This is a genomic window from Hydrogenophaga sp., from assembly GCF_030373245.1.
In the GTDB taxonomy this organism is placed as follows: domain Bacteria; phylum Pseudomonadota; class Gammaproteobacteria; order Burkholderiales; family Burkholderiaceae_C; genus Hydrogenophaga.
This window is the reverse complement of record NZ_JAUCZF010000004.1, coordinates 83,760-99,525: the sequence shown is the minus strand read 5'-3', so window position 1 is coordinate 99,525 and position 15,766 is coordinate 83,760. Positions and strand designations below refer to the sequence as shown.

General features: G+C 64.4%; 18 protein-coding genes. 8 read left to right on the top strand and 10 right to left on the bottom strand.

What is annotated here, in order from left to right; translation table 11 throughout:
- Position 1 precedes the first annotated feature (1 nt).
- Genes purF through folC form a run of 4 tightly spaced genes read right to left on the bottom strand, consistent with a single transcriptional unit; the run spans position 2 to position 4,184 of the window.
- Positions 2–1,504 (bottom strand): amidophosphoribosyltransferase, encoded by a 1,503-nt coding sequence (gene purF / locus QUV25_RS10675; RefSeq protein WP_300863713.1) that lies wholly within the window; start codon positions 1,502–1,504, stop codon positions 2–4.
- A 30-nt stretch (positions 1,505–1,534) separates the two neighbouring features.
- Entirely contained in the window at positions 1,535–2,020 is a 486-nt protein-coding gene (locus tag QUV25_RS10670) for a CvpA family protein (protein ID WP_300863712.1), read from the bottom strand.
- A 31-nt stretch (positions 2,021–2,051) separates the two neighbouring features.
- Positions 2,052–2,783 carry an SPOR domain-containing protein gene (locus QUV25_RS10665; RefSeq protein ID WP_300863711.1) on the bottom strand — a complete coding sequence of 244 codons (732 nt, stop codon included), beginning with the start codon at positions 2,781–2,783 and terminating at the stop codon, positions 2,052–2,054.
- A 60-nt stretch (positions 2,784–2,843) separates the two neighbouring features.
- Positions 2,844–4,184 carry a bifunctional tetrahydrofolate synthase/dihydrofolate synthase gene (gene folC, locus QUV25_RS10660; protein WP_300863710.1) on the bottom strand — a complete coding sequence of 447 codons (1,341 nt, stop codon included), beginning with the start codon at positions 4,182–4,184 and terminating at the stop codon, positions 2,844–2,846.
- Positions 4,185–4,450: 266 nt separating this feature from the next.
- Here folC and QUV25_RS10655 point away from each other — a divergent pair, with 266 nt between their 5' ends.
- The 5 genes from QUV25_RS10655 (at position 4,451) to argG (ending at position 8,809) form a co-directional block, all read left to right on the top strand.
- On the top strand, positions 4,451–5,314 hold the full coding sequence (locus QUV25_RS10655) for a DUF6502 family protein (protein ID WP_300863709.1): 864 nt from the start codon (positions 4,451–4,453) through the stop codon (positions 5,312–5,314).
- A complete protein-coding gene (locus QUV25_RS10650; RefSeq protein ID WP_300863708.1) occupies positions 5,301–6,530 on the top strand; it encodes a DUF5666 domain-containing protein in 1,230 nt (409 codons plus the stop codon). Before QUV25_RS10655 ends, QUV25_RS10650 begins: the two co-directional genes overlap by 14 nt.
- 118 nt (positions 6,531–6,648) lie before the next feature.
- Positions 6,649–6,996, top strand: coding sequence for an ArsC family reductase (locus QUV25_RS10645; RefSeq protein ID WP_300863707.1), 348 nt, complete (start codon positions 6,649–6,651; stop codon positions 6,994–6,996).
- Positions 6,997–7,116: 120 nt separating this feature from the next.
- Complete coding sequence (locus QUV25_RS10640; protein WP_300863706.1) at positions 7,117–7,434, top strand: pyrimidine/purine nucleoside phosphorylase; 318 nt, start codon at positions 7,117–7,119, stop codon at positions 7,432–7,434.
- A gap of 37 nt (positions 7,435–7,471) precedes the next feature.
- On the top strand, positions 7,472–8,809 hold the full coding sequence (gene argG / locus QUV25_RS10635; protein ID WP_300863705.1) for an argininosuccinate synthase: 1,338 nt from the start codon (positions 7,472–7,474) through the stop codon (positions 8,807–8,809).
- Positions 8,810–8,943: 134 nt separating this feature from the next.
- Here the strand turns inward: argG and QUV25_RS10630 are convergent, their stop codons facing one another.
- Both QUV25_RS10630 and murB read right to left on the bottom strand, forming a co-directional pair.
- Positions 8,944–9,477, bottom strand: coding sequence for a hypothetical protein (locus tag QUV25_RS10630; RefSeq protein WP_300863704.1), 534 nt, complete (start codon positions 9,475–9,477; stop codon positions 8,944–8,946).
- A 122-nt stretch (positions 9,478–9,599) separates the two neighbouring features.
- Positions 9,600–10,664 (bottom strand): UDP-N-acetylmuramate dehydrogenase, encoded by a 1,065-nt coding sequence (murB, locus tag QUV25_RS10625; RefSeq protein WP_300863703.1) that lies wholly within the window; start codon positions 10,662–10,664, stop codon positions 9,600–9,602.
- Positions 10,665–10,703: 39 nt separating this feature from the next.
- Between murB and QUV25_RS10620 the strand changes: the two genes are divergently transcribed.
- Together QUV25_RS10620 and QUV25_RS10615 are read left to right on the top strand one after the other, a co-directional pair.
- A complete protein-coding gene (locus QUV25_RS10620; RefSeq protein ID WP_291011806.1) occupies positions 10,704–11,189 on the top strand; it encodes a YajQ family cyclic di-GMP-binding protein in 486 nt (161 codons plus the stop codon).
- Positions 11,190–11,284: 95 nt separating this feature from the next.
- A complete protein-coding gene (locus QUV25_RS10615) occupies positions 11,285–11,929 on the top strand; it encodes a retropepsin-like aspartic protease (protein ID WP_300863702.1) in 645 nt (214 codons plus the stop codon).
- Positions 11,930–12,048: 119 nt separating this feature from the next.
- Here the strand turns inward: QUV25_RS10615 and QUV25_RS10610 are convergent, their stop codons facing one another.
- The 4 genes from QUV25_RS10610 to QUV25_RS10595 all read right to left on the bottom strand — a co-directional run bounded on the left by QUV25_RS10610 (position 12,049) and on the right by QUV25_RS10595 (position 14,743).
- Complete coding sequence (locus QUV25_RS10610; RefSeq protein WP_300863700.1) at positions 12,049–12,405, bottom strand: RidA family protein; 357 nt, start codon at positions 12,403–12,405, stop codon at positions 12,049–12,051.
- Positions 12,402–13,031, bottom strand: coding sequence for a glycerol-3-phosphate 1-O-acyltransferase PlsY (gene plsY, locus QUV25_RS10605; protein ID WP_300863699.1), 630 nt, complete (start codon positions 13,029–13,031; stop codon positions 12,402–12,404). Before plsY ends, QUV25_RS10610 begins: the two co-directional genes overlap by 4 nt.
- 55 nt (positions 13,032–13,086) lie before the next feature.
- Entirely contained in the window at positions 13,087–13,587 is a 501-nt protein-coding gene (locus QUV25_RS10600) for an aminoacyl-tRNA deacylase (RefSeq protein ID WP_300863698.1), read from the bottom strand.
- A gap of 103 nt (positions 13,588–13,690) precedes the next feature.
- A complete protein-coding gene (locus tag QUV25_RS10595; RefSeq protein ID WP_300863697.1) occupies positions 13,691–14,743 on the bottom strand; it encodes an aldo/keto reductase in 1,053 nt (350 codons plus the stop codon).
- Between the two features lie 163 nt (positions 14,744–14,906).
- Between QUV25_RS10595 and QUV25_RS10590 the strand changes: the two genes are divergently transcribed.
- Positions 14,907–15,581 carry an OmpA family protein gene (locus QUV25_RS10590; RefSeq protein ID WP_300863696.1) on the top strand — a complete coding sequence of 225 codons (675 nt, stop codon included), beginning with the start codon at positions 14,907–14,909 and terminating at the stop codon, positions 15,579–15,581.
- Positions 15,582–15,766 lie beyond the last annotated feature (185 nt).

Here is a 15,766-nt window from a genome sequence, read left to right as displayed (position 1 = left end):
ATCAGGCCGACGTGGCGTTTGGCAAAGCCAGGCGCGAGTGGTCATCTTCACCTTCCTCGGCCTGATCTCGGCCTTGGTTCAGGCTGGCGATGTGTTCAGGCGTGATGTCGCCGGTGACGTAGACACCATCGAAGCACGAGGCATCAAAACCAGACAGCGCGGGGTTCAGCGAGCCAATGGCCTGCTTCATGCCAGCCACATCCTGGTAGATCAGAGCGTCACAACCGATGGCCAGGCGCACCTCGTCCACCGTGCGATCGTGCGCCACCAGCTCGTTGGGCGTCGGCATATCGATGCCATACACATTGGGAAAGCGCACGGGTGGCGCTGCGCTGGCGAGAAATACCTTGCGCGCACCCGCATCGCGCGCCATCTGCACGATCTCTCGGCTGGTGGTGCCGCGCACGATGGAGTCGTCCACCAGCAACACGTTGCGGCCCTTGAACTCAGCCCCGATCACGTTGAGCTTTTGCCGAACCGACTTCTTGCGCACACCCTGCCCCGGCATGATGAAGGTGCGGCCCACATAACGGTTCTTCACAAATCCTTCGCGGTACGGCAGGCCCAGCAACTTGGCCAGCTCCATGGCGCTGGGGCGCGAAGACTCGGGAATGGGAATGACGACGTCGATCTCGTTGGGCGGCACCGTGGAGACGACGCGCTTGGCCAGCGTCTTCCCCAGGTTCAGGCGCGCCTGATAGACCGAAATGCCGTCGAGCACCGAGTCGGGTCGTGCCAGGTACACATACTCAAAGATGCAGGGGTTGTGGCTGACTTTGTCGGCGCATTGCTGGAATTGCATCTGGCCGTCGTTGCCCACGAACACTGCCTCACCCGGCAACACGTCGCGCAGCAGATCAAACCCTGTGCCCTCCAGCGCCACCGACTCGCTGGCCACCATCACGCCAGCGTCGCCCCGGCCAACACAGAGTGGCCGAATGCCGAACGGGTCACGGAACGCGAGCAGCCCATGGCCGGCGATGAGCGCGATCACGGCGTAAGAGCCCCGCACGCGCTGGTGCACGTTGCGCACCGCGGCAAACACCTCGGCTGGTTTGAGCACCATCCCACGCGAAACCTTCTCCAACTCGTGCGCAAGGACGTTGAGCAGCACCTCGGAGTCGCTGTCGGTGTTGATGTGGCGGTGATCGGCCTGGAACAGCTCCTGTTTCAGCGCGTGGGCGTTGGTGAGGTTGCCGTTGTGCACCAGCACAATGCCGAACGGCGCGTTCACGTAAAACGGCTGCGCTTCTTCTTCGCTGTAGGCGTTGCCTGCTGTGGGGTAACGCACCTGGCCAAGGCCGCTGGCTCCCGGCAGGCCGCGCATGTTGCGGGTGCGGAACACGTCGCGCACCATGCCCTTGGCCTTGTGCATGAAAAACTTGCGGTCCAGTTCGGTCACGATGCCCGCCGCGTCCTGACCGCGGTGCTGCAAGAGCAGCAGCGCGTCGTAAATCAGCTGATTGACCGGCGTCTGGCTCACCACGCCCACGATTCCACACATGTTCAGATCCTCAAAGAGAAAAGCCAGAGCTCAAGGCAGATGACGCGATACCGCATCGGGCAACAAGGGCTTCAAAGTGTGCAGCGAAGCGTTCAGGGTTTGGGCCACAGGCGAGGCGCGCCAACCCGCTTGGGCAGTGGGCGGCAGCATGCTCATCACCAGCGTGAGACCGAGCAGGATCACCAGCCCGCGCACCACACCGAACACCCCACCCAGCACCCGGTCGACCGGCCGCAAGCCAACCGACTCGACCATTTTCTTGATCAGCCACGACAAAAGGCCAGCCGCAAACGCCACCGCGATGAACACCACGGCGAAGCCCGCGGCCAGACGCAGCGGCGCAGCTGCGCCATCCATGGGCAGCAGCATCCCGGCTGGTTCGGCCCAGGCCTGCGCCAGCACAAAAGCCAGCACCCATCCAGCCACCGACAGCACTTCGTACACCAGGCCGCGCCACAGCCCAACCAGGGCTGAGACCAACAGTACCGTGAGCAAGGCCCAGTCGATCCAGCTCATGCGACACACTTTCGGGCATGTGCTGCGCCCATCACAGCGTGAGGATGGCGGCAGGGAGCCCCAGCGCCTTGACGCGGGCGGCCACCTTTTCGGCCTCGGCGCGGCTGGCAAACGGCCCCACGCGCACCCGGATGCGCTGGCCCTCAGCCGTGTTGGCGACATGGGTGTAAGTCTTGAGTCCGGCGCGCTCCAGCTTCTGGCGGACTTCTCGAGCACCAGATGCTTCGGCAAACGCGCCCACCTGCACCACCAGGCGCTCGCCGGTGGCTGCCGGCTTGTCGGGCGTCTTGCCTTCGAGCAGGGCCCTGGCCCGATCGGCATCGGCGCTCGGCGCGGGCTTGGCCGCAGGCTTGGGCGCCGCGGGCGCCTCGGCCTTGGGTGGCGGCGCGTCTGCCTTCTTCGCCTCAACCCTGGGCTCGACCTTGGCGGCTGGCTGGGGCTCTGGCCGGACCGGCTCCACCACCTCTTCACGCGCGCCCAGGCTCTCAACAGCACTCAGACTGGGCGCCGCCGGCGGCGCCTCGACGGCTTTCTTGCTGGCGGCCAGCGCAGGTGTCGCGTTCTTGGCGGGGATCTCGATCGGAATATCGACCGAAATCGGCCGCGGCTCGGTGTCAAACAGAAGGGGAAAGCCGACCACGCCGATCAAGACGAGGACCGCGGCACCGATCAGACGGTGTCGAGCACGCCGCCGGACCGCCTCGATGCTCTGGGGCTGTGGCTGGGCGGCTTTGCCGGTGGCGCTGGAGCGGGGAGCAAACATGGGCTGAGGGTGTGGCCGGGCGAACGGGTCGTGGCCGGCAGCACTGGGGCGAAAAGGAGGTCAGGAAGACAGGTGCTTGGCCTGTAGCCGGGGCACGCCGTCCTGCAAAACACCCCCCACCGTGAGGAACGATCCAAAGACCACGATTCTATCAGCGGGGTCGGCGCTGGAGACCGCCGCCTGCAGGGCATCCAGAGGGGTGGCGTGCAAGCCGACCACGGTGCTGACGCGCGCCAGTCCGGGTGCCGGACTGGCCTCGACGATCGGCGCCAGCGCCGCGGCTTTGGCGGCCCGCGTCGGCGGCAGATCGGTGAGGTGCCAGCGGTCGATCAGCGGGCTGATGCGCTCCAACATGGCCGGCAAGTCCTTGTCGGCCATGGCACCGAACACCGCGTGGGTGGTCGGATAAAAACCCATGGCATCCAGGTTTTCCGCCAGCGCGGCCACCGAGTGCGGGTTGTGTGCCACGTCCAGCACCAGGGTCGGCGTGCCCGGCACGATCTGAAAGCGGCCCGGCAACTCCACCATGGCCAACCCATTGCGCACCGCCTGGGCCGTCACGGGCAGACGGCTGCGAAGGGCCTCGATTGCGGCCAGCGCACCGGCTGCGTTGACCAGCTGGTTGGCACCACGCAGCGCAGGATAGGCCAGCCCGCTGTAACGCCTCGCGCCGTGGGAAGGGTGCATGGCCCAGCCCCATTGCTGCTGGTCGCCCGCAAAATGAAAATCCTGCCCCAGACGCCAAAGCTCGGCACCCACCTCCATCGCGCGGTCGAGCACGCTCTGGGGCGGCACCGGGTCGCTCACCACCACGGTCCGGCCGGTGCGCATGATGCCTGCCTTCTCGTATCCAATGGCTTCCCGGTCGGGCCCCAGGTACTCCATGTGGTCCAGCGCGATGCTGGTGATGATGGCGCAATCGTTGTCGATGATGTTCACCGCATCCAACCGCCCGCCCAAGCCCACCTCCAGGATCGCCACATCCAACCCACAGCGCGAGAGGGTGCGCAGAATGGCCAGGGTGGTGAATTCGAAATAGGTCAGACTCACCGTGGAACCCTCGGGGCCTCCCAACCGCGCCGCCTCCACTTCAGCGAATGCCGGCAGCAGATCGCTGGCGGCGACCGCCTCGCCCCCCACGCGGCAGCGCTCCTCGAAGTGCACCAGGTGAGGCGAGGTGTAGACCCCGGTTCGAAAGCCCGCCTGGCCATACACCGCCTCCAGCATGGCGCAGGTGGAGCCCTTGCCATTGGTGCCCGCCACCGTGATCACCGGGCAGTCCATGGCCAGACCCATTCGCTGGGCCACCACCCGCACCCGGTCCAGCCCCAGTTCGATGCCTCGGCTGCCTTGGGGGTGCAGGCGCTCGCAATGTGCGAGCCAGTCTTCAAGCGTGTTCATCCGGTGATTATCCGGCTGCGCCCGCGCCGCCCATGCGCGACCTCGCCAAGGCCCGAGCCTGCGCTCGACGGTCGGCGAACGGAGCTTTTGGGTGGGGCATATGACCCACGATTGGGCCATATGCCCCACCCAACTATTCGCCCAAAGACCTACAGATCGTTGATTTTCAATGAAATACAGCCTTGTCCGACCCTGGCACAGGACGTGCGAGAGCTTCCAGCAAGTGTGCACTTTACACACATCAACAAGTCCAACAGCCCACCGTCATGCTCACCGCGAACACAGCCCTTCAAACCGAACAGGACGCCCTGATGGCGGCCGTCGGCGCCGTGCTGGAACCGCTGGCACAGCTGTGCGTTGCCAGAGGCCTGCCCATCCAAGCGGTGGAAGAACAGATCCGTCAGACCTTCGTGCGCGCCGCCCTGCAGGCTCACGAAACCTCGGGCGCTGCGCCCAACACCAGTCGCCTGAGCGCCGCCACGGGGCTCACCCGGCGCGAGATCACCCGGTTGCTGGAAGCCCAGGCCACCCAGCACCCTCGGCGCCCGTCACCCTCTTCGCAAGTGTTCACCCGCTGGCTGACCGACCCCGCGCTGCGCGACCAGCAACAGCGTCCCCTGGCCCTGCCGCGACAGGGCAGCGCCCCCAGCTTTGAAGCTTTGGCCCAATCGGTCACGCGCGACGTGCGTCCCAGGACGCTGCTGGAGGAACTGTGCCGCCTGAATCTGGTGCGGGTCGACCCGGCCACCGACCAGGTCCTGCTGAACGCCGAATCTTTTGTGCCTCGTGGCGACTGGGCGCGCATGGTGAACTTTCTTGGGCAGAACGTGGGCGACCACCTGCGCGCCGCCACCACCAACGTGCTGGGCGATGGTCAGCAGCACTTCGAACAGGCCATTCACGCCGACGAGTTGTCAGCGCAGTCCATCGGTTCGCTGCACCACATGGTCAGCCGCGAATGGAAGCAGCTGCTCGACACGCTGGTGCCCCAGATCGAAGCATTGATTGAGCAGGACCGCCAGGCCAGCCGCGCCATGAATCAACAAATCCGCATCGGGTTCTTTTCCTGGACCGAACCCATGCCATCACCCGTTTCATCTCAACAAGGAGCTCCCCATGAACAAGCTTGACCAACTTCCCACAGGCTTCACGCGCCGCGAAAGCCTGCTGGCCATGCTCGGGGCCGCTGCAGCCCTGGCCGGTTGCGGTGGCGGCGGTGACGACACCGCTGGCGTCGGACTCGGCGGCACCGGCGCCTTTTCGGTCGGCCCGATCACCGGCATTGGCTCCATCATCGTCAACGGCATCCGCTACGACGACTCCAGCGCCAGCATCGGTAACGACGACAGCCCATTCCGCCGCGAAGACTTCCGGCTCGGCATGGTTGTGGCGGTGCAAGGCTCGCCAGTGGTCAACGGGCGTTCAACCGCCTCGCGCATCGTGCTGACCAGCGAACTGGTGGGGCCGGTGGCCAGCGTTGGCACCAGCAGCTTCGAGGTGCTCGGGCAAACGGTTGAGGTGGACAGCAGCACCGCCTTCGACCCCTCGTTCAGCAGTGGCCTGGGGTCGATCACGATCAACACGGTCGTCGAGGTGCACGGTGTGGCCGGATCGACCGCCAACCGCATCCGTGCCACCTACATCGAGCGCAAATCCTCGAGCTCGGAATACAAACTGCAGGGCGTGGTCACCGCCCACAACGCCACCAGCCGCACGTTCAGCATCGGTTCGCTGAACATGGACTACAGCACCACGCCCGCCGACCGCATCCGTGTCACGCCTGCCGTGGGGGCGCTGATCCGGGTGCGCCTGCAATCTGGACCGGCCAGCACCGCCATCTGGACCGTGACACGCATCCGCAGGCCCGAAGACGACTACAGTGGCTTCAGTGGTGAAGTGGAATTCAAAGGCACCATCACCAGCTTCACCAGCCTGAGCAGCTTCGTCGTCAACGACGTGCCTGTGGACGCCAGCCAGGCGCTCTTCCGCGAAGGCACCATCGGCATTGCGGCGGGCGCGTTTGTGGAAGTTGAAGGCAGGCTGGTCAATGGCGTGTTCGTGGCCACCAGCGTGAAGCCCGACGACGACGGCGCAGGAGCGGTCGGCGGTGGCACCGAATTCGAACTGCACGGCACCGTGTCTGGCGCCACCACCTCCGGCAGCGGCGGCAGCTTCACGCTCACCTCCAGCGGCGGCGTGGTGGTGGCGGTGGACTGGCTCAATGGCATCGAATTCCGCGATGGTGCGGCCGCCAGCCTCACGAACGGCCGCCGTGTCGAAGTCAAAGGATCTCTGACTTCGGGTGGCACTCGCGTCAACGCCACCCGCATCAGCTTCGAAAGCTGAGACAGCAGGGCACGGCCGGTCGGTCGTCCCGATCGGCCGGGCCTTGGCGTTGATCGACGAGCCCGCGCGGCCGCATTGGCCGGCGGATTGCCGTGTCCTGTCGTGCCAGAATGGACGCATGACCACGCTCTACGGCATTCCCAACTGCGACACCGTGAAGAAGGCCCGTGCCTGGCTGACGGAAAACGGTGTCGAGCACCACTTTCACGATTTCAAGAAGCAGGGGGTTCCAGCCACCGATCTCACCCGCTGGCTGGCCGTGGCCGGCTGGGAGAAGCTGGTCAACCGCAAAGGCACAACCTGGCGCGGGCTCGATGAGTCGACGCGCAGCGCGGTGGTGGACAACCGCAGCGCTCACGCGCTGTTGCTCGCGCATGCCAGCGTGATCAAGCGCCCCGTGGTGAACTGGTCAAACGGGGACATCACGGTCGGCTTCGACGCTGCCGACTGGCAGCAGCGCATCTGAACCCGCCACCGGGTGCGCCGTGCGCGCGCAAGTGCCGGGCCGGGCGCCGCGCCGCAGCCTAAAATCGCGCCTTCGCATTCGCCTTGACCTCTTGCCTTCACTTCACACTCCTCCCCCCCCATGAGCACCACCCACATCAGCGGCGTGACCGTCGCCACCCAGGCCAGCGTGTACTTCGATGGCAAGTGCGTCAGCCACGGCATCACCTACCCTGACGGCACCAAGAAATCGGTCGGCGTGGTGTTGCCCGCCACCCTGACCTTTGGCACCGCCGCGCCAGAAATCATGGAGTGCGTGGCGGGTGGCTGCGAATACAAGCTGGCTGGCAGCGACACCTGGCACAGCGTCGGCCCAGGCGACCGCTTCAGCGTACCTGGCCAATCCAGCTTCGACATCCGCGTGAGCGACGCCTTTCACTACATCTGCCACTACGGCTGAACCACAGCCGCTGCCGCGGTTGCATCCCTGCACTTTTATGGCCACCATCCTTCAAAACCTGCCTCTGAATCAAAAAGTCGGTATCGCCTTTTCTGGCGGTCTGGACACCAGCGCCGCCCTGCTCTGGATGAAACAGAAAGGCGCGATCCCTTACGCCTACACCGCCAACCTGGGCCAGCCCGACGAGCCGGACTACGATGAAATCCCGCGCAAGGCCCTGCAGTACGGCGCCGAAAAAGCGCGCCTGATCGACTGCCGCACCCAGCTGGCGCACGAGGGCATCGCGGCATTGCAGTGCGGTGCCTTCCACATCACCACCGCAGGGGTCACCTACTTCAACACCACCCCACTGGGCCGCGCCGTGACTGGCACCATGCTGGTGGCTGCCATGAAAGAAGACGACGTCAACATCTGGGGCGATGGCAGCACCTACAAGGGCAACGACATCGAGCGCTTCTACCGCTACGGTCTGCTCACCAACCCCAGCCTGAAGATCTACAAGCCCTGGCTGGATCAGCTCTTCATCGACGAGCTCGGCGGCCGAGCTGAAATGTCGGCCTTCATGACGGCCAACGGCTTCGGCTACAAGATGAGCGCCGAAAAGGCTTACAGCACCGACAGCAACATGCTCGGCGCCACGCACGAAGCCAAGGACCTGGAGTTCCTCCACAGCGGCATCAACATCGTCAATCCCATCATGGGCGTGGCGTTCTGGAAAGACGAGGTCGCTATCCCGCGCGAAACCGTCACCGTGCGATTTGAGGAAGGCCAGCCGGTCGCGCTCAACGGCCAGACGTTTGATTCTCCCGTCGACCTGATCCTGGAAGCCAACCGCATCGGCGGCCGCCACGGTCTGGGCATGAGCGACCAGATCGAAAACCGCATCATCGAAGCCAAGAGCCGTGGCATCTACGAAGCGCCCGGCCTGGCGCTGCTCTTCATCGCCTACGAGCGCCTGGTCACTGGCATCCACAACGAAGACACCATCGAGCAGTACCGCATCAACGGCCTGCGCCTGGGCCGCCTGCTCTACCAGGGCCGCTGGTTCGACCCGCAGGCCATCATGCTGCGCGAGACCGCCCAACGCTGGGTGGCGCGCGCCATCACCGGTGAAGTCACCATCGAGCTGCGTCGCGGCAACGACTACTCGATCATGAACACCGAGAGCGCCAACCTCACCTACGCACCCGAGCGTCTGAGCATGGAAAAGGTGGAAGACGCTCCCTTCACCCCCGCCGACCGCATCGGCCAGCTCACCATGCGCAACCTCGACATCACCGACACGCGCGCCAAGCTGGGCATCTATGCCCACACCGGCTTGCTGTCCATGGGCGTCGGCACCTCGGAGATCTTCAAGCTCGAAGGCGGCAAGTAAGCACTTCGGATCTCTCAAACAAAAACGGCCCTCCCGTGGGCCGTTTTTTTTGCGCGTACCCGCGTACCAATTCGGTGCTTTCCAACGTGTTCACTCTCCTAGCACACACGGCGGCGCTACGCCTTTTTTTACCTTCAGTCGGGTCGGATGTAGCGGGTAATTGAGAGAAATCCCTGCGCGTCTTGCTCCGAGGAGTTTTTCCATGAGCGGGTTTGTGCGTCTGTATCCATTAAGTTGGTCAACAGCGGCATAACGCCACCACCCATGAGGGGTACGAATCCAGATACCTGAACACTTCGCCCTGTGATTCCAGACAGATACAGAAAGATTCGCTGATCGGCCACGGTCTGGAGTTGCACAGGAGCGAATGATCGTTTGCCAGCCGAGAAGAGGCCGGTAGCGGTTCCCTGAATGACGTACGTACCGGGTTTGAGAAGCAAGACAGTGTGTGCTTCTGGCGGCAATGCAAAGGGCTTCATTCCTTGAACTTGCACTTCAACAGTCTGAGAGTCATGCGGCGTCCGAATGAGGTAGACCACAGACATACCAGGCGGTGGATCCTGCAGCGCAACAGGCGGAGGAGGTTTGAAGTATTCGGGTGGATGTTCGGAGGCACACCCCAACACAATTGACAGAGTCAAAGCCAAAGCTGCATAGCGTAGGAACATCGCTTCCACCTTCCTATGATCGAGCTCAAACCAGAACAATTTCTCGACGCAAACCGCCCCACCCTATGACGATCACCCCATCGGTATGGCGACCAGCTCCGTAAAGCCATACTCGCCATGGATCAAATCACGACAGGCTCCGGCTCGAGCAAGATGCCGAAGCGCTCGTACACACTGGTCTGAATCGCCTTGGCCAGCGTCATCACTTCACCGCCGGTGCAAGGTTGCTCGCGCCCGCCGCGGTTGACCAGCACCAGCGCCTGCTTTTCGTAGACCGCGGCGTTGCCCACGCTTTTGCCCTTCCAGCCGCAGGCGTCGATCAGCCAGCCGGCGGCGAGCTTGATGCTGCCGTCGGCCATGGGGTAATGCACCACCTTCGGGTCGCGCGCGATGATGTCGGCGCACTGCTCGGGTGACACGGTCGGGTTCTTGAAGAAGCTGCCAGCGTTGCCGATCACGGCTGGATCCGGCAGCTTGGCGCGGCGAATAGCCACCACCCAGTCGTAAATCTGCCGGGCACTGGGCTCGCCGATACCGGTCTCGACCATCTTGCGATCCAGGTCCGCGTAACCCAGCACTGGCTTCCACGGCTTGGGCAGCAGAAAACGCACAGCGGTGATCAACGCCCGGCCTGCGAGACCGAAGCTGCGAGCGTCGCTGGGCACGTGCTTGAACACCGAATCGCGGTAGCCAAAGCCGCACTGCGCGGCGTCCAGCGTGAAGAGCTGGCCGGTCAACAGGTCGACCGCATCCAGCGAGTGAAAGCGGTCTTGCAGCTCGACGCCGTAGGCGCCGATGTTCTGCACTGGCGAGGCGCCCACCGAGCCGGGAATCAGGGCCAGGTTTTCCAGCCCGGGCCAGCCCTGGTCCAGCGACCAGGTGACGAAGTCGTGCCAGTTTTCGCCAGCGCCGCCCTCCACCACCCAGGCCTTGTCGGTTTCTGCCACCAGGCGTCGGCCCGCGATCTCAACCTTGAGCACCAGGGTCTTGACGTCGCCGGTGATCACCAGGTTGCTGCCACCACCGAGCACAAACGGCGGCGCCTCGGCGCACGCACTCGCCCATTCCTCGCTGGCCATGAGCGCGTGCAGATCGCTCACGTGGCGAATGCGCGCGAGCCTTTTGGCACGCGCGGCAATGCCAAAGCTGTTGTGCGGCTGCAGCGCCACCTGGTTCTCGACTAACATGGCTAGATTGTCTCATTCAGTCCCTCTGGAACCTTGACCATGCCTTCTTTTGACACCGTTCTTGAAGCCGATTTCGTCGAAGTGAAAAACGCGGTTGACCAGGTGACCCGCGAGGTCGGCACCCGCTTCGATTTCAAGGGCACGAGCGCCGGCATCGAGCTCAAGGACAAGGAAATCACGCTGTTCGGTGACGCCGATTTCCAGCTCCAGCAGGTGGAAGAGGTGCTGCGCAACAAGTTGACCAAACGCGGCGTGGACGCGCGGTTCCTCGACGTGGGCAAGGTCGAGAAGATCGGCGGCGACAAGGTCAAACAGGTGGTGAAGGTCAAGAACGGCATCAGCACCGAAGACGGGAAGAAGATCCAGCAAGCGCTCAAGGCCAGCAAACTCAAGGTGCAGGGCGCCATCCAGGGTGATGCGGTGCGCGTCACCGGCGCCAAGCGCGACGATCTGCAGGCGGCGATGGCGTTGATCCGCAGCGAACTCAAGGACTTGCCACTGTCGTTTGACAACTTCAGGGATTAGATACGCCCCCTGCGCCGCCTTCGGCGTCACCCCCAGGGCGCGGCGCTGGCGGGCCGGCGCAGCCGGACCCGCGGCGCCCTGAATCGAGACACCTCATGCCCAGGCTTCTTTTGCTCTTGCTGCTGTCTGCACTCGTTCCCTTTGGTGCACACGCCCAATCGGTCGCGCTGTCGGGCGTCGCCGGTGGAAAGGCTTTGTTGACCGTCGATGCGTCAGCGCCGCGTTTTCTGAGTCCTGGGCAGTCGCACCAAGGCGTCAAGCTGCTGGCCACGCAGGGTGAGTCGGCCACGGTGGAGGTCAACGGTCAGAAGCAGACCTTGCGGGTGGGCGATGCGCCGGTGAGCGTGGGGCGCGTGTTGCCGCCGAGTGGTGGTGCCCAGCGTGTGGTGCTCACCGCCGATGGCCAGGGACACTTCATGCCGCCTGGCCAGATCAACGGTCGTGCGGTGCAGTTCATGGTCGACACCGGGGCCTCGCAGGTCATCCTGAGCGAGTCGGACGCGCGGCGCATCAACCTCAGCTTCGAACAAGGCCAGCCAGTGCGCGTGAGCACGGCCAATGGCAATGCCACCGGCTACAGCGTGCGGCTGTCCAGCGTGAAGGTGGGGGATGTACTGGCCTACGACGTGGCGGCCATCGTGTTGCCCCAGGCCATGCCATTTGTGCTGCTGGGCAACAGTTTTCTGACGCGCTTCCAGATGCAGCGCGTCAACGACCAGCTGACCCTCGAAAAACGCTAGCGTGGTGTCGTGCGCTGGCCAGTCCAAGGCGCCTCATCTCAGGGCGCCGCGGGGCCGGCGCTGCCGGCCCGCCAGCGCTGCCCTCTGCGGGTGATGCGAAGCGGCGCGAGGCGATCCGCTCAGACCACCGCAGCAGTCACGACGATCTCGATCCGCCACGCCGGATCGGCCAGAGCCGCCTGCACGGTGGCGCGCGGAGGCGCTGATCCTGGCACCACCCAGGCGTCCCAGACTTCGTTCATCGCCGCGATGTCGCGGATGTCGGTCAGGTAGATTTCGGCCCGCAAGATGCGCGACTTGTCGCTGCCTGCTTCCTGCAGGCGCTGCGCCACCTGTGCCAGCACGTCCTGTGTCTGCCCCCGGATGTCGGTGTCGCCCCGCTCGGGCACCATGCCCGCGAGTAACACCATGCCGTTGAACACCGCGGCTTCGCTGTAACGGGTGGCCATGCCGTGGCGCCTGATGTCTGCCGTCATGATTTTTTCGCTCCCAGGCGGCTTTCCTTGCCAGCCAGCAGCCGGTTGATGTTGTCGGCGTGGCGCCAGACCAGCAGCACGCCCATGGCCGCCAGGCTCACCACCATGGCACTGGGCGCGTCCCACGCAACGCGGTGGCCAAACAGGTAAAACGCTGGCGCAAACAGCGCGGTGACGATCGAGGCCAGCGACGAGTAGCGAAAGAAAAACGCGATGATGACCCAGGTGGCCAGCGCGGCCAGCCCGAGCCAGGGCTCGAAACCGACAATGACGCCGGCTGCAGTGGCCACGCCCTTGCCGCCTTGAAAGCGGAAAAACACCGGATAAAGATGGCCCAGGAACGCCGCCAGCCCGACCAGCGCCACCGTGCCGTCCCCCAGACCCCAGGCCTCGCCCCACCACTTCACCGCCACCACAGGCAGCCAGCCCTTGAACGCATCGAGCAGCAGCGTAATGATGGCGGCGGGCTTGCTGCCTGAGCGCAGCACGTTGGTGGCGCCGGGGTTCTTGCTGCCATAGGTGCGCGGGTCGTTCAGACCCATGACTCGGCTCACCAGTACCGCGAAAGACAGCGATCCGATCAGGTAGGCGGCCAGGGTAGCCACCAGCGGGGCAAGCAATTCCAACGCAGACTCCTCTTGTTGTGATGGTGTGGCGACGCGGCTCGCGCGACGCACCGCCCTATTCTGCCAGCGCGCACTGCACTGGCCGCGCACCCAGGGCACCACTCAGCAAGGCCGGATCAAGCCCCACCAGAAAGCCGCGGCGCCCGCCGTTGATCCAGATGCGCGGCAACGCCAGCACCGACGATTCCACCCAGATCGGCATTTCTCGCCTGAGACCAAATGGCGAAGTGCCACCGACCAGGTAGCCGCTGTGCCGGTTCGCCACCTCGGGCTTGCAGGGTTCGATGGATTTGGCAGCCGTCTGGCGCGCCAGGTTCTTGGTCGACACGCTGCGGTTGCCATGCATCAGGACCACCAGCGGTCTTGCTGACTCGTCCTGCATCACCAATGTCTTGATCACCGCATACGGGTCCAGCCCAAGGACCTGCGCGCTGTGCTGCGCGCCACCGCGTTCCAGGTAGTCGTAGGGGTGCTCAGTGAACACGACTCCCTGCGCCTTGAGCCAGGCAGTGGCCGGCGTCTCCGATACATGGGACTCCTCCCGCCGCCGTTTCAAGGCTTCTCCAAGCTCTGGCGCACTTTCAGCGCTGGGGGGTGGCTGGCGGAGCGAGTCACGCGCTGTCGCTCGACGGACCCAGTGCCTGAGGCATAACCCTGTTTCATTGGGCGGGGTCGCGCATCTCCCACCGGATCGCATCGACCGCTTTCAACAGCTCGGGCGAGAGCTGCACATCCCAGGCGTCCAGGCATTCGTCCAGCTGCGCCAGCGAAGTCACACCGATGATGGTGCTGGCCACCTTGGGGTTGCGGTAGCAGAAGGCCAGTGCCAGCTGCGACGGCGTGAGCCCATGAGCGCGTGCCAGCTCGTTGTAGCGCTTGGCCGCAGCCAACGACTCGGGCCGACCCCAGCGTTGCGCCTTCATGCTGTCAAACAGCGCCATGCGGCCGTGCGTGCCGACCAGGCCGGTGCTGTCGTACTTGCCGGTCAACAGACCAAAGCCGAGCGGCGAATACGCCAGCAGCCCCACGTTCAAACGGTGGCAGGTTTCATCAAGCCCGTTTTCATAGCTGCGGTTGATCAGGCAATACGGATTCTGGATCGTGTCCACCCGCGGCAAGCCATGCTGCTCGGCCAGCCGCACGAACTCGTGCACGCCATAGGAAGATTCGTTGGACAGGCCGACGGCGCGAACTTTGCCCGCCTTCACCAGCTTCTGCATGGCTTCAAGCTGCTCGTGCACCGAGGCGCAAGGCTTGTCTTTGCTCGGGTCAAAACTGAGCTGGCCAAAGGCCGGCACGTTGCGCGCTGGCCAGTGAATCTGATAGAGATCGATCACGTCGGTTTGCAGCCGCCGCAGACTGGCCTCGCAGGCGTTGACGATCTCGGCCTCGGTGAGTCCAGAGTTTTCTCCGCGGATCCATGGCATGCCGCGCGATGGGCCCGCGACCTTGGTCGCCAGCACAAGCTTCTCGCGCACCCCCGGATGCTTCTTGAACCAGTTGCCGAGGATGGTTTCGGTGGCGCCGCAGGTCTCGGCGCGCGCTGGCACGGCGTACATCTCGGCGGTATCGAGGAAGTTCACGCCCCGTGCCAGCGAGTGGTCGAGGATCTGGTGCGCCAGGGATTCATCCACCTGTTCACCGAACGTCATGGTGCCCAGGCAAATCGGGGTGACACGAAGCGCCGAGGCGCCAAGAGCAATGGTTTTCATGCAAGTCTTTGTAAAAGCGGGGGATGGATCGGGACAGGTGCGCGCGATAAGACAAGTTTAGGCTTCAATGAGGAACCCTGGCGTCGCGTTCGTGTCCCAATAGGGTGTGCAAAGCGCCAGGCGCTGCATGTTTCCCTCACAACATCTCTTAGAGGAGTCTCCTATGAAAACCCGATTCACCACCACCCTGACCGTCTCCGCCATGGCCGCAGCCCTCACGCTGACGGGCTGCGCTAACATGACCGAAACTCAGCAAGACACCGCCAAAGGCGCTGCCATCGGCGCTGGTGTGGGCGCTTTGCTCGGCGTGGCCACCGGTGGCTCCAAGCGCGCAGGTACCGGCGCGGTGCTGGGCGCCGGCGCCGGCGCCTTGGGAGGCTATATCTGGTCGCAGAAGATGCAGGAGCAGAAGGCCGCCATGGAGCGGGCCACCGCAGGCACTGGCGTGGGAGTGACCCAGACCGCCGACAACCGGCTCAAGCTCGACATCCCGAGCGACATCTCGTTTGACGTGGGTCGCTCGGCCGTCAAGTCCAATTTTGCAGGCGTGCTCAATCAATTCGCCACCACGCTCAATAGCAACCCGGGTACCCAGATCACCATCATTGGCCACACGGACAGCAGCGGCAGCGACGCCATCAACAACCCGCTGTCGGTGGATCGCGCCAACAGCGCACGCGATTACCTGATCGCCCGCGGTGTGGGGGTGACCCGCTTCACCACGGAAGGCCGAGGCTCGCGCGAGCCGGTGGCCGACAACAGCACTGCGGAGGGGCGCGCCATGAACCGCCGGGTCGAGATCTTCGTCGCCGAACCTGCGACAACCGCACAGCGCTGAGGCGACGCTTGGAAAGTCCCTGCAGATGCGGGCGCCCGATGTCGCGATGGACTGCAAGGTGCAAAAGGCAGTCGGGCCGGATGGCCCGACGAATCTTTCCAGCGCCGCAGGCCGTCATAGACCGGTGCGCTGGCGCCGCAAAGGGCTTGTACCGTGTTGCCCGAAAGGCTGCAGAGACGGCGCGC

Excerpts from the sequence above, each read along its gene's own strand:
- purF (WP_300863713.1), bottom strand. The coding sequence starts at position 1,504 with ATGTGTGGAATCGTGGGCGTGGTGAGCCAGACGCCGGTCAATCAGCTG.
- QUV25_RS10670 (WP_300863712.1), bottom strand. The coding sequence starts at position 2,020 with ATGAGCTGGATCGACTGGGCCTTGCTCACGGTACTGTTGGTCTCAGCC.
- QUV25_RS10665 (WP_300863711.1), bottom strand. The coding sequence starts at position 2,783 with ATGTTTGCTCCCCGCTCCAGCGCCACCGGCAAAGCCGCCCAGCCACAG.
- folC (WP_300863710.1), bottom strand. The coding sequence starts at position 4,184 with ATGAACACGCTTGAAGACTGGCTCGCACATTGCGAGCGCCTGCACCCC.
- QUV25_RS10655 (WP_300863709.1), top strand. The coding sequence starts at position 4,451 with ATGCTCACCGCGAACACAGCCCTTCAAACCGAACAGGACGCCCTGATG.
- QUV25_RS10650 (WP_300863708.1), top strand. The coding sequence starts at position 5,301 with ATGAACAAGCTTGACCAACTTCCCACAGGCTTCACGCGCCGCGAAAGC.
- QUV25_RS10645 (WP_300863707.1), top strand. The coding sequence starts at position 6,649 with ATGACCACGCTCTACGGCATTCCCAACTGCGACACCGTGAAGAAGGCC.
- QUV25_RS10640 (WP_300863706.1), top strand. The coding sequence starts at position 7,117 with ATGAGCACCACCCACATCAGCGGCGTGACCGTCGCCACCCAGGCCAGC.
- argG (WP_300863705.1), top strand. The coding sequence starts at position 7,472 with ATGGCCACCATCCTTCAAAACCTGCCTCTGAATCAAAAAGTCGGTATC.
- QUV25_RS10630 (WP_300863704.1), bottom strand. The coding sequence starts at position 9,477 with ATGTTCCTACGCTATGCAGCTTTGGCTTTGACTCTGTCAATTGTGTTG.
- murB (WP_300863703.1), bottom strand. The coding sequence starts at position 10,664 with ATGTTAGTCGAGAACCAGGTGGCGCTGCAGCCGCACAACAGCTTTGGC.
- QUV25_RS10620 (WP_291011806.1), top strand. The coding sequence starts at position 10,704 with ATGCCTTCTTTTGACACCGTTCTTGAAGCCGATTTCGTCGAAGTGAAA.
- QUV25_RS10615 (WP_300863702.1), top strand. The coding sequence starts at position 11,285 with ATGCCCAGGCTTCTTTTGCTCTTGCTGCTGTCTGCACTCGTTCCCTTT.
- QUV25_RS10610 (WP_300863700.1), bottom strand. The coding sequence starts at position 12,405 with ATGACGGCAGACATCAGGCGCCACGGCATGGCCACCCGTTACAGCGAA.
- QUV25_RS10595 (WP_300863697.1), bottom strand. The coding sequence starts at position 14,743 with ATGAAAACCATTGCTCTTGGCGCCTCGGCGCTTCGTGTCACCCCGATT.
- QUV25_RS10590 (WP_300863696.1), top strand. The coding sequence starts at position 14,907 with ATGAAAACCCGATTCACCACCACCCTGACCGTCTCCGCCATGGCCGCA.